At 74.0% G+C, this 20,159-nt stretch carries 22 protein-coding genes; 10 read left to right on the top strand and 12 right to left on the bottom strand.

All coding sequences use genetic code 11. The features are described from left to right. Positions 1-26: 26 nt before the first annotated feature. Complete coding sequence (locus PKE99_RS13080; RefSeq protein WP_037049516.1) at positions 27-1,478, top strand: hypothetical protein; 1,452 nt, start codon at positions 27-29, stop codon at positions 1,476-1,478. A 44-nt stretch (positions 1,479-1,522) separates the two neighbouring features. Further along, the gene (locus PKE99_RS13075; RefSeq protein WP_037049517.1) at positions 1,523-3,166 is read left to right on the top strand and encodes a hypothetical protein; all 1,644 of its coding nucleotides are present in this window, start codon (positions 1,523-1,525) and stop codon (positions 3,164-3,166) included. A 105-nt stretch (positions 3,167-3,271) separates the two neighbouring features. On the opposite strand, the gene PKE99_RS13070 is transcribed toward PKE99_RS13075, so the two are convergent. Both PKE99_RS13070 and PKE99_RS13065 read right to left on the bottom strand, forming a co-directional pair. After that, the gene (locus PKE99_RS13070) at positions 3,272-3,901 is read right to left on the bottom strand and encodes a heme-binding beta-barrel domain-containing protein (protein ID WP_081924491.1); all 630 of its coding nucleotides are present in this window, start codon (positions 3,899-3,901) and stop codon (positions 3,272-3,274) included. Further along, a complete protein-coding gene (locus tag PKE99_RS13065; protein ID WP_156067801.1) occupies positions 3,898-4,056 on the bottom strand; it encodes a hypothetical protein in 159 nt (52 codons plus the stop codon). The genes PKE99_RS13070 and PKE99_RS13065 overlap by 4 nt, the downstream gene beginning before the upstream one ends. Before the next feature lie 96 nt (positions 4,057-4,152). On the opposite strand from PKE99_RS13065, the gene PKE99_RS13060 reads away from it, so the two are divergent. Both PKE99_RS13060 and PKE99_RS13055 read left to right on the top strand, forming a co-directional pair. After that, entirely contained in the window at positions 4,153-4,596 is a 444-nt protein-coding gene (locus PKE99_RS13060; RefSeq protein WP_197040750.1) for a DUF1622 domain-containing protein, read from the top strand. 77 nt (positions 4,597-4,673) lie between these two features. Then, positions 4,674-6,011, top strand: coding sequence for a chloride channel protein (locus PKE99_RS13055; protein ID WP_037049600.1), 1,338 nt, complete (start codon positions 4,674-4,676; stop codon positions 6,009-6,011). Positions 6,012-6,089: 78 nt separating this feature from the next. Here PKE99_RS13055 and PKE99_RS13050 read toward each other — a convergent pair whose 3' ends face one another. From PKE99_RS13050 to PKE99_RS13030, 6 genes are all read right to left on the bottom strand, one after another. Beyond that, positions 6,090-6,389, bottom strand: a complete 300-nt coding sequence (locus tag PKE99_RS13050) for a DUF1416 domain-containing protein (RefSeq protein WP_037049519.1) — start codon at positions 6,387-6,389, stop codon at positions 6,090-6,092. A 3-nt stretch (positions 6,390-6,392) separates the two neighbouring features. Next, positions 6,393-7,229, bottom strand: a complete 837-nt coding sequence (locus PKE99_RS13045) for a sulfurtransferase (protein ID WP_037049520.1) — start codon at positions 7,227-7,229, stop codon at positions 6,393-6,395. A 47-nt stretch (positions 7,230-7,276) separates the two neighbouring features. Beyond that, complete coding sequence (locus PKE99_RS13040; RefSeq protein ID WP_051737858.1) at positions 7,277-7,738, bottom strand: DUF4395 domain-containing protein; 462 nt, start codon at positions 7,736-7,738, stop codon at positions 7,277-7,279. A 38-nt stretch (positions 7,739-7,776) separates the two neighbouring features. Then, positions 7,777-7,851 (bottom strand): Ms5788A family Cys-rich leader peptide, encoded by a 75-nt coding sequence (locus PKE99_RS39010; RefSeq protein WP_358202161.1) that lies wholly within the window; start codon positions 7,849-7,851, stop codon positions 7,777-7,779. Positions 7,852-7,913: 62 nt separating this feature from the next. Then, positions 7,914-8,351: a thioredoxin family protein gene (locus PKE99_RS13035; RefSeq protein ID WP_037049523.1), complete on the bottom strand. Its 438-nt coding sequence runs from the start codon at positions 8,349-8,351 to the stop codon at positions 7,914-7,916. A 40-nt stretch (positions 8,352-8,391) separates the two neighbouring features. Then, entirely contained in the window at positions 8,392-9,180 is a 789-nt protein-coding gene (locus PKE99_RS13030) for an LmeA family phospholipid-binding protein (protein ID WP_037049525.1), read from the bottom strand. A gap of 377 nt (positions 9,181-9,557) precedes the next feature. On the opposite strand from PKE99_RS13030, the gene PKE99_RS13025 reads away from it, so the two are divergent. The 6 genes from PKE99_RS13025 to pstB all read left to right on the top strand — a co-directional run bounded on the left by PKE99_RS13025 (position 9,558) and on the right by pstB (position 15,550). After that, positions 9,558-10,328, top strand: a complete 771-nt coding sequence (locus PKE99_RS13025; RefSeq protein WP_051737859.1) for a winged helix-turn-helix transcriptional regulator — start codon at positions 9,558-9,560, stop codon at positions 10,326-10,328. A 48-nt stretch (positions 10,329-10,376) separates the two neighbouring features. Then, entirely contained in the window at positions 10,377-11,258 is an 882-nt protein-coding gene (gene mshD / locus PKE99_RS13020; RefSeq protein WP_037049527.1) for a mycothiol synthase, read from the top strand. Positions 11,259-11,508: 250 nt separating this feature from the next. Then, positions 11,509-12,606, top strand: a complete 1,098-nt coding sequence (pstS, locus tag PKE99_RS13015; protein WP_037049609.1) for a phosphate ABC transporter substrate-binding protein PstS — start codon at positions 11,509-11,511, stop codon at positions 12,604-12,606. A gap of 90 nt (positions 12,607-12,696) precedes the next feature. Next, positions 12,697-13,653, top strand: coding sequence for a phosphate ABC transporter permease subunit PstC (gene pstC / locus PKE99_RS13010; protein WP_037049530.1), 957 nt, complete (start codon positions 12,697-12,699; stop codon positions 13,651-13,653). Beyond that, on the top strand, positions 13,653-14,756 hold the full coding sequence (gene pstA, locus PKE99_RS13005; RefSeq protein WP_037049533.1) for a phosphate ABC transporter permease PstA: 1,104 nt from the start codon (positions 13,653-13,655) through the stop codon (positions 14,754-14,756). Before pstC ends, pstA begins: the two co-directional genes overlap by 1 nt. 14 nt (positions 14,757-14,770) lie before the next feature. Then, the gene (gene pstB / locus PKE99_RS13000) at positions 14,771-15,550 is read left to right on the top strand and encodes a phosphate ABC transporter ATP-binding protein PstB (protein WP_037049535.1); all 780 of its coding nucleotides are present in this window, start codon (positions 14,771-14,773) and stop codon (positions 15,548-15,550) included. Positions 15,551-15,614: 64 nt separating this feature from the next. On the opposite strand, the gene phoU (PKE99_RS12995) is transcribed toward pstB, so the two are convergent. The 4 genes from phoU (PKE99_RS12995) to PKE99_RS12980 all read right to left on the bottom strand — a co-directional run bounded on the left by phoU (PKE99_RS12995) (position 15,615) and on the right by PKE99_RS12980 (position 20,099). Beyond that, positions 15,615-16,274 (bottom strand): phosphate signaling complex protein PhoU, encoded by a 660-nt coding sequence (gene phoU / locus PKE99_RS12995; protein ID WP_037049537.1) that lies wholly within the window; start codon positions 16,272-16,274, stop codon positions 15,615-15,617. Positions 16,275-16,346: 72 nt separating this feature from the next. Continuing rightward, positions 16,347-16,556: a dodecin gene (locus PKE99_RS12990; RefSeq protein ID WP_037049539.1), complete on the bottom strand. Its 210-nt coding sequence runs from the start codon at positions 16,554-16,556 to the stop codon at positions 16,347-16,349. A 48-nt stretch (positions 16,557-16,604) separates the two neighbouring features. After that, the gene (gene phoU / locus PKE99_RS12985; RefSeq protein WP_037049540.1) at positions 16,605-17,261 is read right to left on the bottom strand and encodes a phosphate signaling complex protein PhoU; all 657 of its coding nucleotides are present in this window, start codon (positions 17,259-17,261) and stop codon (positions 16,605-16,607) included. A gap of 75 nt (positions 17,262-17,336) precedes the next feature. Beyond that, positions 17,337-20,099, bottom strand: coding sequence for an LCP family glycopolymer transferase (locus PKE99_RS12980; protein WP_037049542.1), 2,763 nt, complete (start codon positions 20,097-20,099; stop codon positions 17,337-17,339). Between the last annotated feature and the right edge of the window lie 60 nt (positions 20,100-20,159).

The raw sequence follows: 20,159 nt of genomic DNA, 5'->3' as shown, positions 1-20,159 counted from the left end.
GGGGCGACGACGGAAAGGGTCGGGACATGACGGCTGACGGGGGTGAGCGCTCGCTCGGTGCCCCGCGGTTCGACGTCGTGCTCCGCGGCTACGACCGCAGGCAGGTCGACGAGCACGTGGCGCGCCTGCAGCGGGTCCTCGCGCGCATGCGCGCCGACCTGGACGCCGCCCGCAGCCATCCCTTCCCTGCCGTGGGGCCGCAGCCCGGCATGGGCCCTGGGCCGCGCCCGATGGGACCCGGGGGGCCGATGGGCCCACAGCCGGGACCGCCGCCGGGTGCCCGCCCGCGTCCCACACCGCGTCCGCGCCCGGGCGGACCCGAGTCGCCGGACATGATCGGCTCTTTCACCGACCGCATGCAGAGCATCCTGCAGGCCGCGGAGGAGGAGGCCGAGGAGATCCGCACGTCGGCCCGTCGCGAGGCCAGGGCCGAGACCGAGTCGCTGCGCAAGGAGCAGGAGAACGCGCGCACCGAGCTCGCCGAGCTGAGCCGGCAGCGCGACGCCGTCGTGGCCGAGCTGACCCGCCTCCGCGGCCAGCTCGAGGGCCTGCTCGGCGCCCCGACCGCGCGGTTCGCCGTCACGCCGCCGTCGTCCGGCGCGTCCTCGCCGTCGACGGGCGAGGACGCGCGCACCGATCGGCCCGTGCGGCCGAGCCCGCGTCCGAAGCCCGCACCTGCGCCGGCCGAGGGTCCGGCCGCGGGACCCGCCGCCCAGCCGCTGCCGGGTGCGGCGCCGTCCTCGTCCTCCGGGGCTCCGGGTGGGACCGCCGGGTCGCAGGGCGCGTCGTCGCCTGGGTCGGCGTCGGCGGCCGAGGAGACCACTGCCGTCCGTCGTCCCGAGTCCGGCTCGGCGCCCGGCGACCTCTTCCGGCCGGCCTCCGAGACCCGCGCCGAGAACCGCACCGGGACCCGCGCCGAGACCCGCGCCGAGAACCGCACCGAGAACCGCGCCGAGAACCGGGGCGAGAGCCGTCCGGAGCCCGACGAGGACGCCGAGCCGGCCACCGCGATGGTTCCGCTCGCGTCGTCCGATGAGGACGCCGAGAAGCCCGAACCGTCTGCGCGGCAGGTGGAACCGGACCGCACGGTCGCCGTGTCCGCGGTCTCCGCGCTGTCCCCGGCGAAGCGATCCGGGGACACCGGATCGGCTGAAAAGTCGAGCGCCACCCCGCCCGCGAGCGGGTCGGACACGCCGGGTGACACGCCCACGGCGAAGGCCGAGCCGGCGGCGAAGGCCGCGGCCGACGAGGTGTCCGAGACGGTCAAGGTCAGCGCGGTCCGGCCGGCGCCCGCGCCGTCCGGCGACTCCGCCAAGGGGCGGAACGGCAGGTCAGGGCCTTCCGATGAGTCGCGCAGCGGTGTGTCGGCCGGGGAGCGCAGCGGGTCGTCCGGGTCGTCGTCCGGATCGGCGCGCCCGTCCGGGAGCGACGACGCGGCCCGTGCGGACCGGTCGACCTCGGGATCACGCTCCGGATAGAACGACTGCACACCGTGACGTAGATCGGCGTAGCGTGCGCGCTCATGGAGCAGGCGTTCTCGGCTGACGTCCTCGTGCCGCTCGGCGTCGGGGCCGCGGCACTGGTGATCGCGGTCGTGATCGTCGTCGTGCGGGCGTTGCGCGGCAAGGCGAAGTCCCAGCCGGTGGCCGAGCCTACCCACTCCGACTGGACCGGCGAGTCCGTCGGCGAGATGCCTGCGCCGCGCCCCGCGCCCGAGCCCGTGCCCGCCGGGGTCGCGGCGGGTGGTGCTGCTGCGGGTGGTGCTGCTGCGGGTCCCGATGACGCGGCCGCGCTCGTCGGGCAGGCCCGCCCGCGGACCGTGGCCGACGCGGTGGCCGTCCGCGAGGCCGACACCGCGCCGCTCCCCGTGCAGTCCGACGTCCTGCTCGCGCGTGCCCGCGCCCACCGTGCGGCGGCCGAGCACGCCGCCGCCATCCAGACCGAGGCCCGCCGCGCCGCCTCGGGCGACGACCCGGGCCCGCAGGAGGAGTCGCGGGGCGACGAGCCGGGCCCGGGGCGCACCGACGGCCGCGCGACCGCCGTCGGACACCGTTCGCTCGCCGACCAGGGTGCGGTGGATGTCGAAGCCGACGCCGCCGGCGAGGACACCTCCGCAGCCCGGCCCGCCGGCGACGCCACGTCGGAGGGAGCGGCGGAGGGAGTGACGGGCCGAACCGCCCCTGCGGAGCCGCCGACGACAGGCGCCGATGAACCGGCTGCCCGAGCTGCTGCTGCCGACCGGCAGGAGGGCGTCGCCGACGTCGTGTCGCTGCGGCGCGACTCCGTGCCGGTCATCGGCGAGTCCGGCCCCCGCTCCGTTCCTGCCGACCGGCCAACTCCCGACGCCGAGGAGCCCGAGCTCACCCCGGCAACCCGCGCTGCGCGGCTCATGGCGGCCGCGAAGGGTGCGCCCACCCCCTACGCGCGCTCCCGCGAGGCGGTGCCGGAGAGCGGGCAGGAGCCGGCCGCGGGCGACGCGGTGGCTCCCACCGACGAGCGCCCCACCGCCGCCCAGCTCGCCGCCCTCGCCGAGCAGAGCACCGTGCCGGCCGCGAGCACGGACGCCACCGGCCCTGCTCCCTCGGGGCCCGACGGGTCCGCTGACGGTGGCGAGAACGAGCCGGAGACCGAGACGGAGACCGAGACGGTGACCGGAAGCGGGGCCGCCGACCAGACCTCGGCCGACCGCCCTGCCCAGGCCGAGCCGCCGGGCTCCGAACCGCAGGACGCCGACCAGCAGGAACCCGCTCAGCCGGGTGGGCTCGAGCCCGTCAGTGCCGAGCAGCCGGGCATCGACCAGCCGGGGCCGGAGGAGGCGGGGTCCAGCCGGACCGTCGCCGCGGCCGTCCAGCACGCCCTGGCGGCGCGCGCGCGTGCCGCGCAGCCGAACGGCGTGGTCGACCCGCGCCGCGGCGACGCCCGCGACCGGCTCCTCGCCGTGCTGCTCGACGACCCGGCGCGCGCGGTCGGCGCGACGGTCGAGCTGCAGAGCCAGCAGGAGGAGCTCAGCCGGCTCGCGGAGGAGATGCGTACCCGCCGGGACGAGCTCGGCGCCGTCGTCCGCCGGCTGGCCGCCGCCGGCCTCGGCCCGGACCAGGTCGCGAAGCTCGCCGGCCTCGACCGCGCCGAGGTCGACCGCATGCTCGGCCGGCCCCGCCGCCCCTGACCCGCCCGCACCGCACGATCACTCCGAGCGCGACAGGCGCTCCTCAGCTCATCGGCGCCAGTGGCACGGTCACACCGGAACGATCATCGCCACAGCGGACCGCCCTCAGCCCACCACCCGGTGCAGCAGGGCGGACATGTGCGGCTGCATCGGCTGCCCCTGCATCGCCCGCTCGTCGACGTAGGCGAGGTCGCCCTGGTTGACCAGGCCGTAGAGCCGCTTGGCCGCGACGACGTCCTTGGCGGACGGGGTGCGCACCACCGCGTCGGTCTCGATCTGCCAGGAGCGCAGGTCGCCCTTCTCGCCGTACCAGGCCTCGATGATGCCGGTGGCGTGGGCGATGAGGACCTCGAGCGAGCCGTCGGGCTGCGGGCGCCAGAACCCGGTCTCGCGCGCGGCGGGCCGGATGACCTTCCCGTCCTCGTCGAGCAGCCAGGCTCGGGCCTCGTACGAGACGAACGGGCGCCCGTCGTGCGCGAACACGAGCTGCTGGCCGAAGTGGAAGGGTCCGTCGATGGTCGGGTAGACGACCTCGCCGGTCCCGCGCCACACGCCGATCAGCGGGAGCAGGCCGACGCACTGCTCGTGCAGGTCCGGGCCCTGCCGGAGGTTGGCGGTGTCGTCGGGGACCGGCAGGTCGTCCCACTGGGGGCGGTTGCGCTGCGGTGAGTCCGGCGCGGCGTTGACGGGGCCGGTGATCGTGGTGGGGACGTCGTTGCCGTCGGGCTGCGTCATGCGGAGGGCTCCTCCGGGACTTCCTCGGTCGGCCGGGCCGCGAGCGCGGCGGCGGCGTCGGGCGCCGTCGTGAAGAGGCGCCGCAGCAGGAAGCCGGTGAAGGCGACCGTGCCGGCGCTCGCCGCGATCAGCAGCACGGTGAAGAACCAGTGCACGGCGGGCGAGCATAGTCCCGCCGACCCCCCGTTCGCCCGACCCGGGTGAGGGCGGCGCGCCTCCGTACGGACCACGCTGCGGGCGGGAGGGGCGGAATGGGTGGGCTCGCGGCCGAGCCGGCGACGACGACGGTCGTCCGGCTGATGGACGGCGCGGCGGTGGCCTTCGAGGTCCTCGGCGCCGCGGTGCTGGTGATCGGCCTCGTCTGGTCGGTCGTGCTGTCGGCGCGGGTCTGGCTCGCCACCGGGCGCGGCCGCGAGGGCTACCAGACCCTGCGCGAGACCTTCGGCGGCACGCTGCTGCTCGCGATCGAGGTCCTGGTCGCCGCGGACCTGCTGCGCACGATCGCGGTCGAGCCGACCCTGCAGAACGTCGCGATCCTCGGTCTGATCGTCGTCATCCGCACGTTCCTCAGCTTCTCGCTGGAGATCGAGATCGACGGTGTCCCGCCCTGGCGCCGCGCCCTGACGAGCGGCCCGGAACGCATGGCCGCCGCGGCCGTGCGGGCTCGGGACCGGACGAGGGCCGCGAGCGACTGAGTCACCCGCTCCGGGCGGTGCCGCCCGGGCGCGCGGGCGCGAGGGTGGACGACCGGCGCGACGACGGGAGACCGCTGATGGCCCAGGCGGACGAGGCCGCGAGGACCGGGACGACGACGGGCACGGCGGCACCGCAGTCCCCCGAGGACGTCCTCCGCTCGGCCGGCTACACCCGGCTCCTGATCCTCGCGGCGATCGTCGGTGCGCCGATCTCGGCGGCCGCGTACTTCTTCCTCCAGCTGGTGTCGGGGCTGCAGAGCTGGACCTACACCGACCTGCCGCGCGCCCTCGGCTTCGCCACCGCGCCCGTGTGGTGGCCGTTCCCGGTCCTGGCCGTCGCGGGCCTGATCGTCGGGGCGGTCATCCGCTACCTGCCCGGGCAGGGGGGCCACTCGCCCGCCGACGGCTTCAAGACGGGCCACGTGCCCGTCCCGCGGGATCTGCCCGGGATCCTGCTCGCCGCGCTCGTCGGGCTGGGGCTCGGGGTCGTGCTGGGGCCCGAGGCGCCGCTGATCGCCCTGGGCGGCGGTCTCGGCGTGCTGGCCCTGCACGCCTTCCGCAGGGGCGCCGACGGACGGACGACGGCCGTGCTCGCCGCGACCGGCAGCTTCGCGGCGATCAGCGCCCTGCTGGGCTCGCCGATCCTCGGTGCCTTCCTGCTGATGGAGGCGTCGCTGGCCGCGGGTGCGGCGCTCGGCGTGATCCTGCTGCCCGGCCTGCTCGCGGCCGGGATCGGCTCGCTGATCTTCCTCGGGCTCGACTCCCTGACCGGGCTCGGCACGGCGTCGCTGACGCTGCCCGGCCTCCCCGCGTTCGGCACGACCGACATCGTGGAATTCGGGTGGGCCGTGCTGGTGGGCCTGCTGGCGGCGCTGGTCGGCGTCGTGATCCACCGGTTGACGGCGGTGGTGCGCCGGCAGGTCGAGCCCCGGATCGTCGTGGCGGGGCCGGTGGTCGGGGTGGTCGTGGCCGGGCTGGCGGTGCTGGCGGCGGTCCTGAGCGGGCACGACGTGTCGTTCGTGCTGTTCTCCGGGCAGGAGGCCCTGGGTCCGCTGCTGCTCGGCAGCGCCGGGTGGAGCGTGCCGGCGCTGGTGATCGTGCTCGTGGCCAAGGTGCTGACCTACGCGCTGTGCCTCGCGAGCTTCCGCGGTGGCCCGATCTTCCCGGCGTTGTTCATCGGGGCGGCCGGCGGCGTGCTGCTCTCGCACCTGCCCGGGCTGCCGCTCGTCGCGGGGGCGGCCATCGGCATCGGCGCCATGTCCGTGGTGATGCTGCGGCTGCCGCTCACCTCGGTGCTGCTGGCGACGCTGCTGCTCGGGGCCGACGGGCTGGCCGTGATGCCGCTGGTCATCGTCGCGGTCGTCGTCGCGCACGTGACGGCGGCACGCCTCGCCCCGGCACCACCGACGGTCTGACCCCGACCCGCGGGAGGCCGGACAGCACACCGCCCCGGCCACCGCGAGGGTGACCGGGGCGATGCGGGTCCGCGGTCGTCAGGCGACGGCGATCTCCGTGCGGTGCAGGCCCGGCGCCTCCGGCGAGAGCGTGGCCTCGCCGTTGCCGCTGCGGGACAGCGCCCGGACGGTCCAGGTGCCCGGCGCGGCGAAGAACCGGAAGTCGCCGGAGGCCGACGACACGACCTCCGCTGTGAACTCGCCGGTCCCGTCGAGCAGGCGCACGAACGCGCCGCCGACCGGCTTGTCACCGGCCACGACGCGCCCGGCCAGGACGGTCTCCTTGGTCAGGTCGGTACCGGCGGGCAGCTGCGCCGCCTGGTCAGGTGCTCCACACATTGGTCACTTGCTCCCCAGCTCGATCGGCACGCCGATGAGCGAGCCGTACTCGGTCCAGCTGCCGTCGTAGTTCTTGACGTCCGAGTGCCCCAGCAGCTCACGCAGCACGAACCACGTGTGGCTGGAACGCTCGCCGATGCGGCAGTAGGCGATGGTCGACTTGCCGGCGTCGAAGCCCGCCTCGCCGTAGAGGGCGGTGAGCTCCTCGTCCGACTTGAAGGTGCCGTCCTCGTTGGCCGCCTTCGACCACGGGATGTTGATCGCCGACGGGATGTGGCCCGGCCGCTGCGACTGCTCCTGCGGCAGGTGGGCCGGGGCGAGGATCTTGCCGGAGAACTCGTCGGGCGACCGGACGTCGACCAGGTTCTTGGTGTCGATCGCCTCGACGACCTCGTCACGCAAGGCGCGGATCGTGTTGTCGGCCGGCTTGGCGGTGTAGGTGGTGCCGCTGCGCTCCGGGACGTCCGTGGTCAGCGTGCGGCCGTCGAGCTCCCACTTCTTGCGGCCGCCGTCGAGCAGCACGACCTTCTCGTGCCCGTAGAGCTTGAACTCCCAGTACGCGTACGCGGCGAACCAGTTGTTGTTGCCGCCGTAGAGGACGACCAGGTCGTCGTCGGCGACGCCCTTGCTCGACAGCAGCTCGGCGAACTGCTCCTGCGACACGATGTCGCGGCGGACCGGGTCCTGCAGCTCGGTCGTCCAGTTGATCTTGACGGCACCCGGGAGGTGGCCGCCGTCGTAGGCGGTGGTGTCCTCGTCGACCTCGAGGAACACGACGCCCTCGGTGCCCAGGTTCTTCTCCGCCCAGTCGGCGGTGACCAGGACGTCCTCGCGGCTCATGGTGATGTCACTCCTGTGTGTCGGTGTCGATGGTGAACGAAGAGGGGTCAGGCGCGTGCGGCGCGCGCCCGTGCGAGCAGGCCGTACATCTCGCAGCCCAGGCAGAAGCCGAAGGCGGCGTTGAGGAAGGCGGCCACCAACGCGAACGCGGTGGCGACGATGCCGAGCACGGTCAGCCCGGAGAGGTAACCGAGCGCGCCGACCGCGGCGAAGAGGAAGCCGACAGTCTGGGAGAAACGGACGGGGGCCGCCTCCTCGCGCTCGGCGGGCGGGCCCAGGCGAGGGGCGACCGCCAGCCGGTAGAGCACGCCGTAGGGCGCGAACCGCATGCCGGCGAACGCGCCCAGCGCGAACACCAGCGCCTGCGCGGCAGCGAGCCAGCCGCTGCCGCTGACGAGGACCAGCGCCAGGACGACGGTGGTCAGTCCGGCGGCGGACCGCACGCCGCGCGGGTCCAGGGGCGGGTCGACCGAGCGCGCGGGAGCGCCGGACCCGTCCGGTGCGGACATGGGGGAACTCCTGAGGGTTCTCGACGAAGGGGTCGGGGTCAGGAGGGCCGACACAGGCAGCCGGCCACGCGGCACAGATCGACTGCGCGGCGTCGGGTCAGCGGCCAGTTCACGGCAGCGAGGGTAACCGAAAGGTCCGGTCGGCGGGAGCGGCGTCCCGGAAGATGGACGCCCGTCACGCCGGGCGTCCGCGCAGCTCCGGGGCCAGCGCCGCGGCGAGCTCCGCGCGCCGGGGCACGCCGGACACCCGCAGCAGCTCACGGCCGGTGCGGTCGAAGCCGATCGTGGTGGGCGTCCGCATCACGGACAGCGCGCGGGCGACGTCCGGGCGATCGGCGACGTCGATCTCCACGTGCCGCACCCCGGGCTCGCCCGCGGCCAGCTCGCCGAGCACGCCCGCCGTCTGCCGGCAAGGGGTGCAGACCGGCGACGAGAGCTGCAGCAGGAGCACCTGCTCCGCACCCTCGGGGGCGGAACCGGTGAGGGCCCAGCCGTCCGGCGAGCCGGCGCCGGACGGGGTCCGCACCCGGCCGTTGCGGGCGCGCAGCACCAGCCCCAGTGCGGTGGCCGCCACCAGCACCGCGATCAGGACCACGAGTCCCGTACCGCTCATGTCCCGGGCCAACCCGGCCGGCCGGCGCGATGTTCCCGGGTCAGCCCGTCGTACCCGATCCGGGGAGTGCCCCGACGACGACGTCGCGCGCCTCGCCGGAGATCTCCAGCGTGCCGTCGCGGGCCTGGAGCTTCGTGGGCACCACGCCGAAGGGGAGGCCGCCAGGGTCGATGCGCAGCGCGAAGGTCTGCTCGACCAGCTCGGTGATCGCCTCGGGCAGCGGGTCGCCGTCGCTGCCGCGCACGTCCCGCGGCACGACTCGCATGACGCCGTCGGCCACCTGCAGCTCGGCGAGCACGACGGGCTGGTACTCCTCGCCGGCGATCGTCACGGTGCCGGAGAGCCGCGCGACGGAGTCCGGGTCGAGCTGGCGCATGGTCGGGTCGCCGCCCTCGTCGACGACGTCGGCGATCGCGTTGGCGTCGACGTTGCCGAGGCTGAACCGCTCGACGCCCGGGAGCATCCGCTGCAGGTCGTCCGCGCCGACGCGGGCCGCACCCTCGGCCGTGGTCACCCGCAGGCCGGGCGTGCCGCCGCCGAGCAGGCCGGACAGCGGCGCCTCGACGTTCCGCAGGTCGGCGCGCAGCTGCACGTTGTGCAGGTCGCCGACCTGGAGCCGGTCCGCGCGGACCTCCACGGAGCGGTACTCGCCCGAGACCGCCTGGGTGAGGAAGGGGAAGCCGTTGATCCGCACCGAGGGGTCGTCGGCCAGGCCGAGCCGGTCCCGCAGCTCGCGGGACACCACCGACTCCGCTGCCGCGGCGGCGGCGTAGTCCGCGGCGACCAGTACCCCGGCGAGCACCAGCACCGCGACGATCAGGCGTTTCACTCTCGACCTCCGGCTCCCACACGTCGCGCGGGCCCAACCTAGAGACCCCCGACGCCGGCCCGTGCGGCGGGCCCGCCACCCGCCATCCGTAACAGTGCTCTGACGGGTACGTAACGCGCCCGAAACCGCAGCCGCCTCCGGATGAGGGAATTCGTCACGCACAGGTATTTCTGCAGCGCACGAGCACGTCGAACGGGGTGAGCTGGCTCGCGGAACTCGTGTCCGCGGCAACCGCTTGTCTATTCTTGACCGATCCGCGTGACGGACCCGCCGGGTCACGCGGTGCGGGACGGAGGTCGGCGTCGCCCACCGTGACCAGAACGACGGACGCCGGGCGTGGCGTCCGCCGTCGATTCCCCGGTGGAGAGGAGGCAGCGGTGGAACTGCTACTGCTGACAGCGGACACGGACCCCGGTTCGGTGCTCCCCGCGCTGACCCTGCTCCCGCACGGCGTCCGGACGGCAGCGCCCGAGGTGGCCGCGCTGCTCGACGCCGGCCCCCACGACGCGGTCCTGGTCGACGCACGGACCGACCTGGTCGCCGCGCGGAGCCTCTGCCGGCTGCTCGGCAGCACCGGCACGGACGTGCCCGTCATCGCCGTGCTCAACGAAGGCGGACTCGTGGCCGTCTCCGGTGAGTGGGTGGTCGACGAGATCCTGCTCCCGTCCGCGGGTCCCGCGGAGGTCGACGCCCGCCTGCGGCTGCTGAAGTCCCGCCCGGGCGCGGACTCCGCGAGCGCGGGCGGCGCACTGGTGCTGGGCGAGCTGGTGATCGACGAGGCGACCTACGCGGCGCGGCTGCGCGGGCGCCTGCTCGAGCTCACCTACAAGGAGTTCGAGCTGCTCAAGTACCTCGCGCAGCACGCGGGCCGGGTGTTCACCCGGGCTCAGCTGCTGCAGGAGGTCTGGGGCTACGACTTCTTCGGTGGCACCCGCACCGTCGACGTCCACGTGCGGCGGCTGCGCGCGAAGCTCGGCCCCGAGCACGAGCAGATGATCGGCACGGTGCGCAACGTCGGCTACAAGTTCGTCCGCCCCGGCCGCGCCGGGCTGGGCGTGCCGGCCGGCGGGATCCCCGAGGAGAGCGACACGGACACGGACGACGACGGCGACCGAGCCGCCTTCCGTGGCCTGCACCAGATGCACTGATCGACCGATCACGGCACACCGGGACGGCCCGCGGGTAGGGTCGTCCCGGTGAGCGCCGTCCGGGTCCTGTCCGAGATCGACCCCGCCACGACGGCCGGCGTCCGCGCCCTGGCCGAGGCGGCCGAGCGGGCCGACGGGCGCGAACCCTTCTCCGAGCAGTTCCTGCTCAACCTGCGCGGCGGGCCCCGCGAGGGCGTCACGCACCTCGTGGCCCGCGCCGACGGGACCGTCGCCGGGTACGCCCAGCTCGACGGCACGTCGGCCGAGCTGGCCGTGCACCCCGACCACCGCCGCCGCGGGCTCGGTGCCGCGCTGCTCGCCGAGCTGACCGGCCGGGCCGCGAAGATCGATGTCTGGGCGCACGGCGACCTCCCGGCGGCCGCCGCCCTCGCACAGTCCCACGATCTGGAACGCGCCCGGGTGCTGTGGCAGATGCGCCGCACCCCCGGCGCCGGCCCGCTGCCCGCGCTGACCGTGCCCGCGGGCGTCACGATCCGCCCCTTCGTGGTGGGCGAGGACGAGAGCGAGTTCCTGCGCGTCAACAACGCCGCCTTCGACTGGCACCCGGAGCAGGGCGGCTGGGCGGTCGACCAGGTCCGCGAGCGCGAGGCCGAGGACTGGTTCGACCCCGAGGGTTTCCTGCTGGCCGTGGACGCCGACGGCACCCTGCTCGGCTACCACTGGACCAAGGTGCACCCGCCGACGGCGACCGAGCCGTCCCTGGGTGAGGTCTACGTCCTCGGCGTCGACCCCGCCGCGCACGGCCGCGGCCTGGGCCGCGTGCTGACCCTGGCCGGCCTGCACCACCTGGCCGGGCGCGGGCTCGACACCGTGCTGCTCTACGTCGAGGCGGACAACGCGCCGGCCGTGCGCGTCTACGAGAAGCTCGGCTTCGCCGTCCACACCTCGGACGTCATGTACTCCTCGTGATGCTGCGTCAGCCCCCCGTCACCGGTCCGTGTGGCCGATCACGTCGCAGGTCACGGGTGAGTCACGCCCCGTCGGGCGGGTGATGAACCCCGCGCCGTTCGGGTTACCTGTTCACTCCCCGTTCATTCGCCGTGGGTCGAGCGTCCACCGGACGCACTTAGCGTTCGACGCCGAGCGGCTCGGTGTGGGTCGCACGTGCGGCCGGTTCCGACCGGCTCCCCGAACCACGGAGGAACCAGCAGTGAAGACCATGCGCCAGAAGCGCGCGCGGATCGCCGCCGTCGGCCTGGCGGCCGGTGGGGCCATCGTGCTCGCCGGCTGCGGTGCGGCCAACGAGGGCTCGTCGGCGGGCGGCGCGTCGAGCGCCCCGTCGTCGAACGTGTCGGGCACGATCTCCGGCGCCGGCGCCAGCACCCAGCAGGCCGCCACCCAGGCCTGGGTCGCGGGCTTCACCGGCAGCAACCCCGACGCCACCATCAACTACGACCCGAGCGGCTCGGGCGCGGGCCGCACCCAGTTCATCGCCGGTGGCGTGGACTGGGCGGGCAGCGACGCCTACATCAAGGGCGACGAGCTGGGCAAGGCGCAGCAGCGGTGTGGCGGCGACATCGTCGAGATCCCCGTCTACGTCTCGCCGATCGCGGTCGTCTACAACCTCCCGGGCGTCGACAACCTGCAGCTCTCGCCGTCGACCCTGGCGAAGATCTTCGACAAGAAGATCACCACCTGGAACGACCCGGCCATCGCCGCGGACAACCCGGGCGTGAACCTGCCGTCGACCGCGATCGCGCCGGTCAACCGGTCGGACAAGTCCGGCACCACCCAGAACTTCGCCGACTACCTGAAGGCCGCCGCCGGTGCGGACTGGCCGTACGACGTCAGCGACAGCTGGCCGGTCCAGGGCGGTGAGGCCGCCCAGGGCACCTCGGGTGTCGTCGGCGCCGTCAAGGCGGGCCAGGGCACCATCGGCTACGCGGACGAGAGCCAGGCCCAGGGCCTCGGCCAGGCGAAGATCAAGGTCGGCGACCAGTACGTCGGCCCGACGCCGGACGGGGCGGCCAAGCTGCTCGAGTCCTCCGAGCGCGTCTCGGAAGGGGGCCCGCACGCCTTCGCCTACAAGCTCAACCGCACCGTGACCGACTCGAGTGCCTACCCGATCTCGCTCGTGTCGTACGCGATCGCGTGCAGCAAGTACACCGACGCCGCCAAGTCCGGCCTCGTCAAGGCGTACCTGAACTACGTGATCAGCCCGGAGGGTCAGCAGGCCGCGCAGCAGGCCGCCGGCTCCGCCCCGCTGACCGACGCGATCCGCCAGCAGATCACGCCGGCGGTCAGCTCCATCGCCTGATGAGCACGTGAGCCGGCGGGGCCGGGTCGTCGCACCGCGACCGCCCGGCCCCGCCCGGTGCCGCCCCACCCCGCTTGCAGAGAGGACGCCGTGAGCGCCCCCACTACGACCCCCGCGACGGCGACCCCGTCGACCAAGCCCGTCCGTCAGCTCGGCGATCGGATCTTCGCCGGGTCCGCCACGGGCGCCGGCGTCCTGATCCTGATCGTGCTCGCCGGTGTGGCGGTCTTCCTCATCGCGCAGGCGATCCCGGCCTTCACCGCCTCCCCCGAGGAACTGCCGGGCGGCCGCAACCTGGCCGTCTACATCGGCCCGCTGGTCTTCGGCACGCTGCTCTCCGCCCTGATCGCGTTGCTGATCGCGACCCCGCTCGCGGTGGCCGTCGCCCTCTTCATCACCCACTACGCGCCTCGCCGGCTGGCCCAGGGTCTCGGCTACGTGGTCGACCTGCTCGCCGCGGTGCCCAGCATCGTGTACGGGCTGTGGGGAGTGGCCGTCCTCGCGCCCGCCTCGCTGCCGTTCATGACGCGGCTGCAGGACTACCTCGGCTGGATCCCGCTGTTCGCCGGGCCGGTGTCGGCCACGGGCCGCACGATGCTCGTCGTCGGCGTCACGCTCGCGGTGATGATCCTGCCGATCATCACCGCCGTCTCCCGCGAGGTCTTCCTCCAGACGCCGAAGCTGCACGAGGAGGCCGCTCTGGCCCTCGGCGCGACGCGCTGGGAGATGATCCGCATGGCCGTCCTGCCGTTCGGCCGCTCCGGCATCATCTCGGGCGCCATGCTCGGCCTCGGCCGCGCACTCGGCGAGACGATGGCCGTCGCGATCATCCTGTCCGGCTCGGGCATCGTCACCTTCAACCTGATCAGCTCGAGCAACCCGTCGTCGATCGCGGCGAACATCGCCCTGCAGTTCCCCGACTCCACCGGCGTCGCGGTGAACACCCTGATCGCGTCGGGCCTGGTGCTCTTCGTGATCACCCTGCTCGTCAACTCCATCGCGCGCTGGATCATCAACCGGCGGCGCGAGTTCTCGGGGGCGAACTGATGACCAGCGACACCCGCACCGACACCGAACGCTCCCGGACGGACGGCGAGTTGGCCGAGCAGGCCGTCGTCCCGATGCCGCTCGTCCACGGGGAACTGCCCCGCTGGGCGCCGTGGGCGATCCTCGTCGCCTCGCTCGTCGTGGTCGGCGGGATCCTCGCCGCCACGGGCAATTTCGGCCTCGGGCTCACCCTGGTGCTCGGCGCCGTCCTGTACGCCGTCGCCACGTACGCCGTCTCGCGCTTCGTGGAGGGCGGCCGCAAGGCGACCGACCGCGTCGTCACCATCGTGGTCACGGTCGCCTTCCTGATCGCGCTGATCCCGCTGATCTCCGTGGTCGTCACCGTGATCCAGAACGGGCTGGCCCGCTTCGACGCGGCGTTCTTCACCAACTCGATGCGCGGCGTCGTCGGCGAGGGTGGCGGCGGCTACCACGCGATCATGGGCACGCTGATCATCACGGCGCTGGCCGCCCTGATGTCCATCCCGATCGGCATCCTGACGGCCGTCTACCTGGTCGAGTACGGCAAGGGTCGGCTGGCGCGGGCCATCACCTTCTTCGTCGACGTCATGACGGGCATCCCGTCGATCGTCGCGGGCCTGTTCGCCTTCGCGTTCTTCGCGCTCTTCGCCGGCCCGGGCATCCGCTTCGGCTTCGGCGGCGCGGTCGCCCTGTCGATCCTGATGATCCCCGTCGTCGTGCGCTCGACCGAGGAGATGCTCAAGATCGTCCCGAACGAGCTGCGCGAGGCCGCCTACGCGCTCGGGACGCCGAAGTGGCGCACCATCCTCAAGGTCGTCATCCCGACGTCGATCGCCGGTATCGCCTCCGGCGTGACCCTCGCGATCGCCCGCGTCATCGGTGAGACGGCCCCGCTGTTGATCATCGCCGGCCTGACCACGGGGGTGAACCTCAACCCCTTCAGCGGCCGGATGACCACGCTGCCGGTGTTCGCGTACAACTCCTACGCCGCGCCGGGCGTGCCCCGCGAGCCCTTCATCGACCGCGCGTGGACCTCGGCCCTCGTGCTGATCATCATCGTGCTCGTCCTCAACCTGCTGGCGCGCCTCGTCGCCAAGCTGTTCGCCCCCAAGACCCGATAAGGCGAGGATCCGACGTGAGCAAAGCCGTCACCGCCAAGAACCTCAACATCTACTACGGCTCGTTCCTCGCCGTCGAGGGCGTCGACATGGAGATCAAGCCGAAGACGGTCACGGCCCTGATCGGGCCGTCCGGCTGCGGCAAGTCGACCTTCCTGCGGTCGATCAACCGGATGCACGAGGTGATCCCCGGCGCCCGCGTCGAGGGGAAGCTCGAGCTCGACGGCCGCGACCTCTACGGCAGTGGCGTGGACCCCGTGGGCGTGCGCCGGCAGATCGGCATGGTCTTCCAGCGGCCCAACCCGTTCCCCACGATGTCGATCTACGAGAACGTGATCGCCGGACAGCGCCTGAACAACAAGCGGGCCGGCAAGAAGGCGACCGACGAGCTCGTCGAGCGCTCCCTGCGGGGTGCCAACCTGTGGAACGAGGTCAAGGACCGCCTCGACAAGCCGGGTTCGAGCCTCTCCGGCGGTCAGCAGCAGCGGCTCTGCATCGCCCGCGCGATCGCGGTGCAGCCCGACGTGCTGCTCATGGACGAGCCCTGCTCGGCGCTCGACCCGATCTCCACGCTCGCGATCGAGGACCTGATCAACGAGCTCAAGACGGACTACACGATCGTCATCGTGACCCACAACATGCAGCAGGCGGCGCGGGTCAGCGACTTCACGGGCTTCTTCAACATCGAGGGGACCGGAAAGCCCGGCCACCTCGTGGAGATGGACGAGACGAAGACGATCTTCTCGCAGCCGAAGCAGAAGGCGACCGAGGACTACGTCTCCGGCCGGTTCGGCTGAGCCGGGGACCTGCGGGAACGGACGCCGGCGGTGCGCGATGCCGCCGGCGTTCGGCGTTCTCGGCCTAGATCTGCAGGGCCTCGGGGTGGTGCCCGGTCACGACGTAGACGGTGCGCTCGGCCAGGGCCACGGCGTGGTCGGCGATGCGCTCGTAGAAGCGGGCGAGCAGCGTCAGGTCGACGGCGGCGGGGATCCCGCAGGTCCAACGCTCGCCGAACATCAGGGCGAACAGGTCGCGGTGCAGCGCGTCCACCCGGTCGTCGTCGGACTCGAGCTCGAGGGCAAGGAGGACGTTGCGGGTCCGCAGCACCGTGACGGCCTTGGCCACCATGGCGGTGACCTGGGCGCTGAGCTCCACGACGAGGTCGCGGGCGACGTCCGGCACGGCCGGCAGCGGGTCCCGCCGGTGCGCGGCCTCGGCGATGTGCTGGGCGAGGTCGCCCACCCGTTCGAGCTCGTGCGCGGACTGGATGGCCGCCACGACCACCCGCATGTCCGGCCCGACCGGCGCGAAGATGGTGATGGTCTCGGTCGCGAGGACCTCGATCCGCGCCCGCAGGTCGTCGATGGCCGGGTCGCCCTCGATCACCCGCTGGGCCAGGCGGGGGTGCCGGTCGAGCAGGGCGGCGCAGGCCGCCCGGAACGCGACCACGACGGCGTCGCCCATCTCGCCGAGCAGCGCCTGCAGCCGGGCGGTGTTGCCGTCCAGGGTCTCCCGTGCCACCGGGTCAGCCTAGGAAACGGGACGGACGACCACGGCCGGGTCCCCGTGAACGGTCGATGAACGACGGGCGTTCTAGGCGCCGAGCCGGAAGCCCACCTTCAGCCCGACCTGGAAGTAGTCGACGGCCCCGTCCTGCAGGTTTCCGCGGATCTCCGTGACCTCGAACCAGTCCAGCCCGCGGAGTGTCTCGTGGGCACGGCTCACGCCGTTGCGGATCGCCGCTTCGACGCTCTCGGGCGAGGTGCCGACGATCTCGGTGACGCGGTACACATGATCCGTCATGCACCTGTGTAGCCCGATCACGGGGTGCCGCAAACGTGGGAGCGGCGATCAGACGGCGAGCGGCCCCGGCATCTGCCCGGTGACGACGTAGACGATCCGCCGTGCGACGGCGACGGCATGGTCCGCGTAGCGCTCGTAGAACCGGGCGAGCAGCGTGACGTCGACCGCCGCCTCCACGCCGTGGTCCCAGTTCCGGTCCATCAGCACCGTGAACATGTGCTTGTGCAGGTCGTCCATCGCGTCGTCGTCCGACTCGAGCTCGGCGGCCGCCGCGAGGTCGCGGCTGCGGATGACCGCGCCGGCCTTGCGGGCCAGTGCCACACCGACCCGGCCCATCTCGGCGAAGTACGGCGCGATCTCCTCCGGCAGCACCGGCTGGGGGTGGCGGCGCCGTGCGGCCTGCGCGACGTGCAGCGCCAGGTCGCCCATCCGCTCGATGTCCCCGGCGCCGTGGATCGCGGAGACGACGATCCTCAGGTCCGTCGCCACCGGGGCCTGCAGGACGAGCAGGGCGAACGCCTTCTCCTCGGCGGAGTGCCGGATCTCGTCGATCCGGATGTCCTCGTCGATGACCTGTTCGGCGAGCCGGAGATCCGCGTCGAGGAGCGCGCGGGTCGCCTTCTCCATGGCCGTCGCGACGTCCTCGCACATCCCGGCGAGAGCGTCGCCGAGCTCGTCGAGCTGGTCCGTGTAGGCGTCGCGCATGGTCCGAGGGTAAAGGGGTGCGATCCGGCGCACAGCAGCAGGACGTGAACCGGCGATGAATGCTCGGGGTCGCGGTCAGCCGCAGGAGGCGGTCGGGGCCGTCTGCGCCGCCGGGGCGGCCGCGTCGGTCACGGGGGCCCGCACGGTGCCGTCGAACGAGCTGCCGAGGACCAGCTGGAGGGTCCCGGTGCTGCCCGGGTCCTGGACGAGCCGGGCGCCGGGGACGACCTCGCGGAGCAGCTCGGCGGCGTCGGCGCGGTCGGGGGAGAAGCGCAGGACCGTCTCGGCGGAGGGCTGCGCGGCGTTGCCGACCTCGCCCACGCCGAACCCGAGCGACCGCAGTGCGTCGCCGACCTGGCGGCCCAGCCCGTCGCGGCCCGCGGCGTTGACCACGCCGACCGTCACGTCGGAGGGCTTCGGCCCCTCGGCGGACGCCACCGGTGTCGTGGTGGTGGGGAGGGGCTGGCCCTTGCGCAGCGCGGAGAACAACCGGGAGGACTCGGTGTCGCGCAGCTCCAGGTTGCCGCGGGTGTTCGGCACGGCCGAGACGGGCAGCGGCAGGAAGGTCACGCCGTCGGCGGACGGCCGGTCGAGCGCCGAGGTCAGCCGGACCATCTCGTGCACGCCGACGTCGTCGGCCAGCATGCTGCGGCCCAGGGCGGCGGCGAAGTCCCGGGTCGTGGTCGGGGACAGCAGGGTCGAGGCGGAGAGTGCCTCGCGGAAGGTGGCCGCGAGCAGCTGTTGCTGACGTTGCAGCTGGCCCAGCGCGGGGGAGGGGTCGGTCGGCACCGCGGCCGCCTCGGCGAACCGGACGGCCTGCGTGCCGTCGAGCCGGGTGGTGCCGGCCTGCGGGACCACGGTCCCGAGTGTGCGGTCCTCGACGGGTTGCCCGACGCACACGTCGACGCCACCGATCGCGTCGACCATGCCGGCGATGCCGGGCAGGTCCAGCGCGACGAACCGGGTCACGGACATCCCCGTGAGCTGCTGGACGGTGCGGACCAGGCATCGCGGCCCGCCCACCGTGTAGGCCGACGACAGTGCGGTGCGGGTCTCGGCGGGGACCGTCTCGTCGAGGTAGGTGGCGGCCGCGGGATCCCAGCGCGGGCAGGGCGGTCGGTTGATCTCCAGGTCCATCGGGAAGGAGACGCCGACGACCCGGTCCCCGTCCGCGGCGACGTGCGCGAGCATCAGGGTGTCCGTCCGCTCGTCCGTGGCCGCCGGGGTGCCCGAGCTGCCGGAGGCGGTGCCGAGGACCAGGACGTTGTCGTCGCCGGCCTGGCCCGCGGCGTCGATCACCCCGGACTCGGGGTCGAGGGCGGCGACCGAGCGGATCGTCGAGTCCATCCAGCGGGTGGCGCCCCAGCTCAGCGCGACGCCGAGGAAGGTCAGGACCGCCAGCGCGGCCGCGGTGATCCGGCCGGCCAGGGCGAGGCGGGACGGCCGCTTCGGCGGGGTGTCCGTGGCGGTCCGGCGGTCGGCGCGACGGGCGCGGGGGGCCTCGTCCTCGTCGCTCTCGTCGTCCTCGTCGTCGTCCAGGCTGACGCCGGCATGGGCGGCGGTCAGGCGGGTGAGGCTCGCGTCGATCGCGCGGGTGCGGTCGGCGAGGGCATCGTCGTCTGCGGCCTCGTCCTCGACGGGGGGAACGAGCGCGGTGTCGTCGCCGCGGGGGGTGCGCAGGGCGCGGCCGGGGCTGTCCGGAGAGCCCGTGCGGGCGCGGAGGCGGGTGGTGGGGGAGGCGGTCGTCCCTTCGGCCTCGTCCGGCTGCGGGCGCGGCGCGGCGCCGGGTCGGCGCGCAGGGCTGGCCTGGGGTGCGGAGTCCTGCGCCGGCGGTCGGCCGCCGGCGTTCGGGGTTCGGAGCGGTGCACCGGCGGGGCCGGCCGGGACGCCGACGGTGCTCGTCGCGGGATCGGAGGGACGGCGCGGCCTGTCGGGGCGGATCCCCGTTGTGGCTGCGGCGTCGGAAGCGTCGGGTCGGCGCGGGACCGCGCGCCGCGGGTCGGCGCTCGACGGGCCGGGGCGGGCATCCGGCCGTCGGTCGCCGGCTTTTCCGACCGGTCCGGCGGGACCGGCCTGCGGGCCAGCCTGTCTGCCGCCACCCTGGTCGCCACGTAGGCGGTCGTAGCCCTGAGGCCCGGGGGTGTTCCGGCCGGCGCCGTTCTGCCCGACCCCGTTCTGGCCGGCGCCGTTCTGGCCGACGCCGCTCTGCCCGAACCCGTTCGGTCCCGTGTTCGGCGGGGCGTTGTTCCGCCCGGGGCCGTCCGCCCCGGTGTTCTGGGCGGCGCTGTTCGGCGTGGGGATGCTCTGCGTGGCGCCGGGCGGCCCGTACCCGCTCTGTCCGGCGCTGTTCCGGCCGTAGCTCCTCGGCTCGGAAGAACCGGGGGCAGCGCCGTTGCCTCCTGGACGGCCCTGTCCCGCGCCGCTGCGTCCGTAGCCTTCCCGTCCGACGCCGTTCTCGCCCTGCCCGGCCGGGCCGTGGCCGTTGCCCTGCCCAGCGGGGCCGAGGCTGCTGCGCTCGTCGGCGGCTCGGCGTCCGGCCTGTCCGGTCCCGGCCTGCTCGTACCCGCCGGGCTGCCCCGGCCAGGACTGGCTCGGGGCGGTGCCGTTCCGCGGCCGGCCGTTCGTCGTCGGGGCGGGGTCGTACCCGCCAACGCCCGGTCCCTCAGGGGCGCGGCGCTCGCGCCCGGAGGTCTCGTCCGCCCACGGGGCAGGCTCGGGGTCTTCGGTGGCGCGGATGCCGAGCCGGGCGAGGACGTCGTCCGCAGGGGGAGGCCCGTCCCCCCGGGCACGCCGGCCCGCGCGGGAACCCCGCGACCGCCGGTCGTCCTCGTCCTGCACGTCACCTCCGGCCCACCGACAGCGGGAAGGGCGGAGTAGCCGTCACCGGCAGTGTCCGCC

It is taken from the genome of Pseudonocardia halophobica (assembly GCF_027922425.1).
In the GTDB taxonomy this organism is placed as follows: domain Bacteria; phylum Actinomycetota; class Actinomycetes; order Mycobacteriales; family Pseudonocardiaceae; genus Pseudonocardia; species Pseudonocardia halophobica.
This window is presented reverse-complemented; position numbering and strand designations above follow the sequence as displayed.

Bases quoted from the DNA above. Each gene is read 5' to 3' on its own strand.
- PKE99_RS13080 (WP_037049516.1), top strand. From the start codon at position 27: ATGACGGCTGACGGGGGTGAGCGCTCGCTCGGTGCCCCGCGGTTCGAC.
- PKE99_RS13075 (WP_037049517.1), top strand. From the start codon at position 1,523: ATGGAGCAGGCGTTCTCGGCTGACGTCCTCGTGCCGCTCGGCGTCGGG.
- PKE99_RS13070 (WP_081924491.1), bottom strand. From the start codon at position 3,901: ATGACGCAGCCCGACGGCAACGACGTCCCCACCACGATCACCGGCCCC.
- PKE99_RS13060 (WP_197040750.1), top strand. From the start codon at position 4,153: ATGGGTGGGCTCGCGGCCGAGCCGGCGACGACGACGGTCGTCCGGCTG.
- PKE99_RS13055 (WP_037049600.1), top strand. From the start codon at position 4,674: ATGGCCCAGGCGGACGAGGCCGCGAGGACCGGGACGACGACGGGCACG.
- PKE99_RS13050 (WP_037049519.1), bottom strand. From the start codon at position 6,389: ATGTGTGGAGCACCTGACCAGGCGGCGCAGCTGCCCGCCGGTACCGAC.
- PKE99_RS13045 (WP_037049520.1), bottom strand. From the start codon at position 7,229: ATGAGCCGCGAGGACGTCCTGGTCACCGCCGACTGGGCGGAGAAGAAC.
- PKE99_RS13040 (WP_051737858.1), bottom strand. From the start codon at position 7,738: ATGTCCGCACCGGACGGGTCCGGCGCTCCCGCGCGCTCGGTCGACCCG.
- PKE99_RS13035 (WP_037049523.1), bottom strand. From the start codon at position 8,351: ATGAGCGGTACGGGACTCGTGGTCCTGATCGCGGTGCTGGTGGCGGCC.
- pstS (WP_037049609.1), top strand. From the start codon at position 11,509: ATGCGCCAGAAGCGCGCGCGGATCGCCGCCGTCGGCCTGGCGGCCGGT.
- pstA (WP_037049533.1), top strand. From the start codon at position 13,653: ATGACCAGCGACACCCGCACCGACACCGAACGCTCCCGGACGGACGGC.
- PKE99_RS12990 (WP_037049539.1), bottom strand. From the start codon at position 16,556: ATGACGGATCATGTGTACCGCGTCACCGAGATCGTCGGCACCTCGCCC.
- phoU (WP_037049540.1), bottom strand. From the start codon at position 17,261: ATGCGCGACGCCTACACGGACCAGCTCGACGAGCTCGGCGACGCTCTC.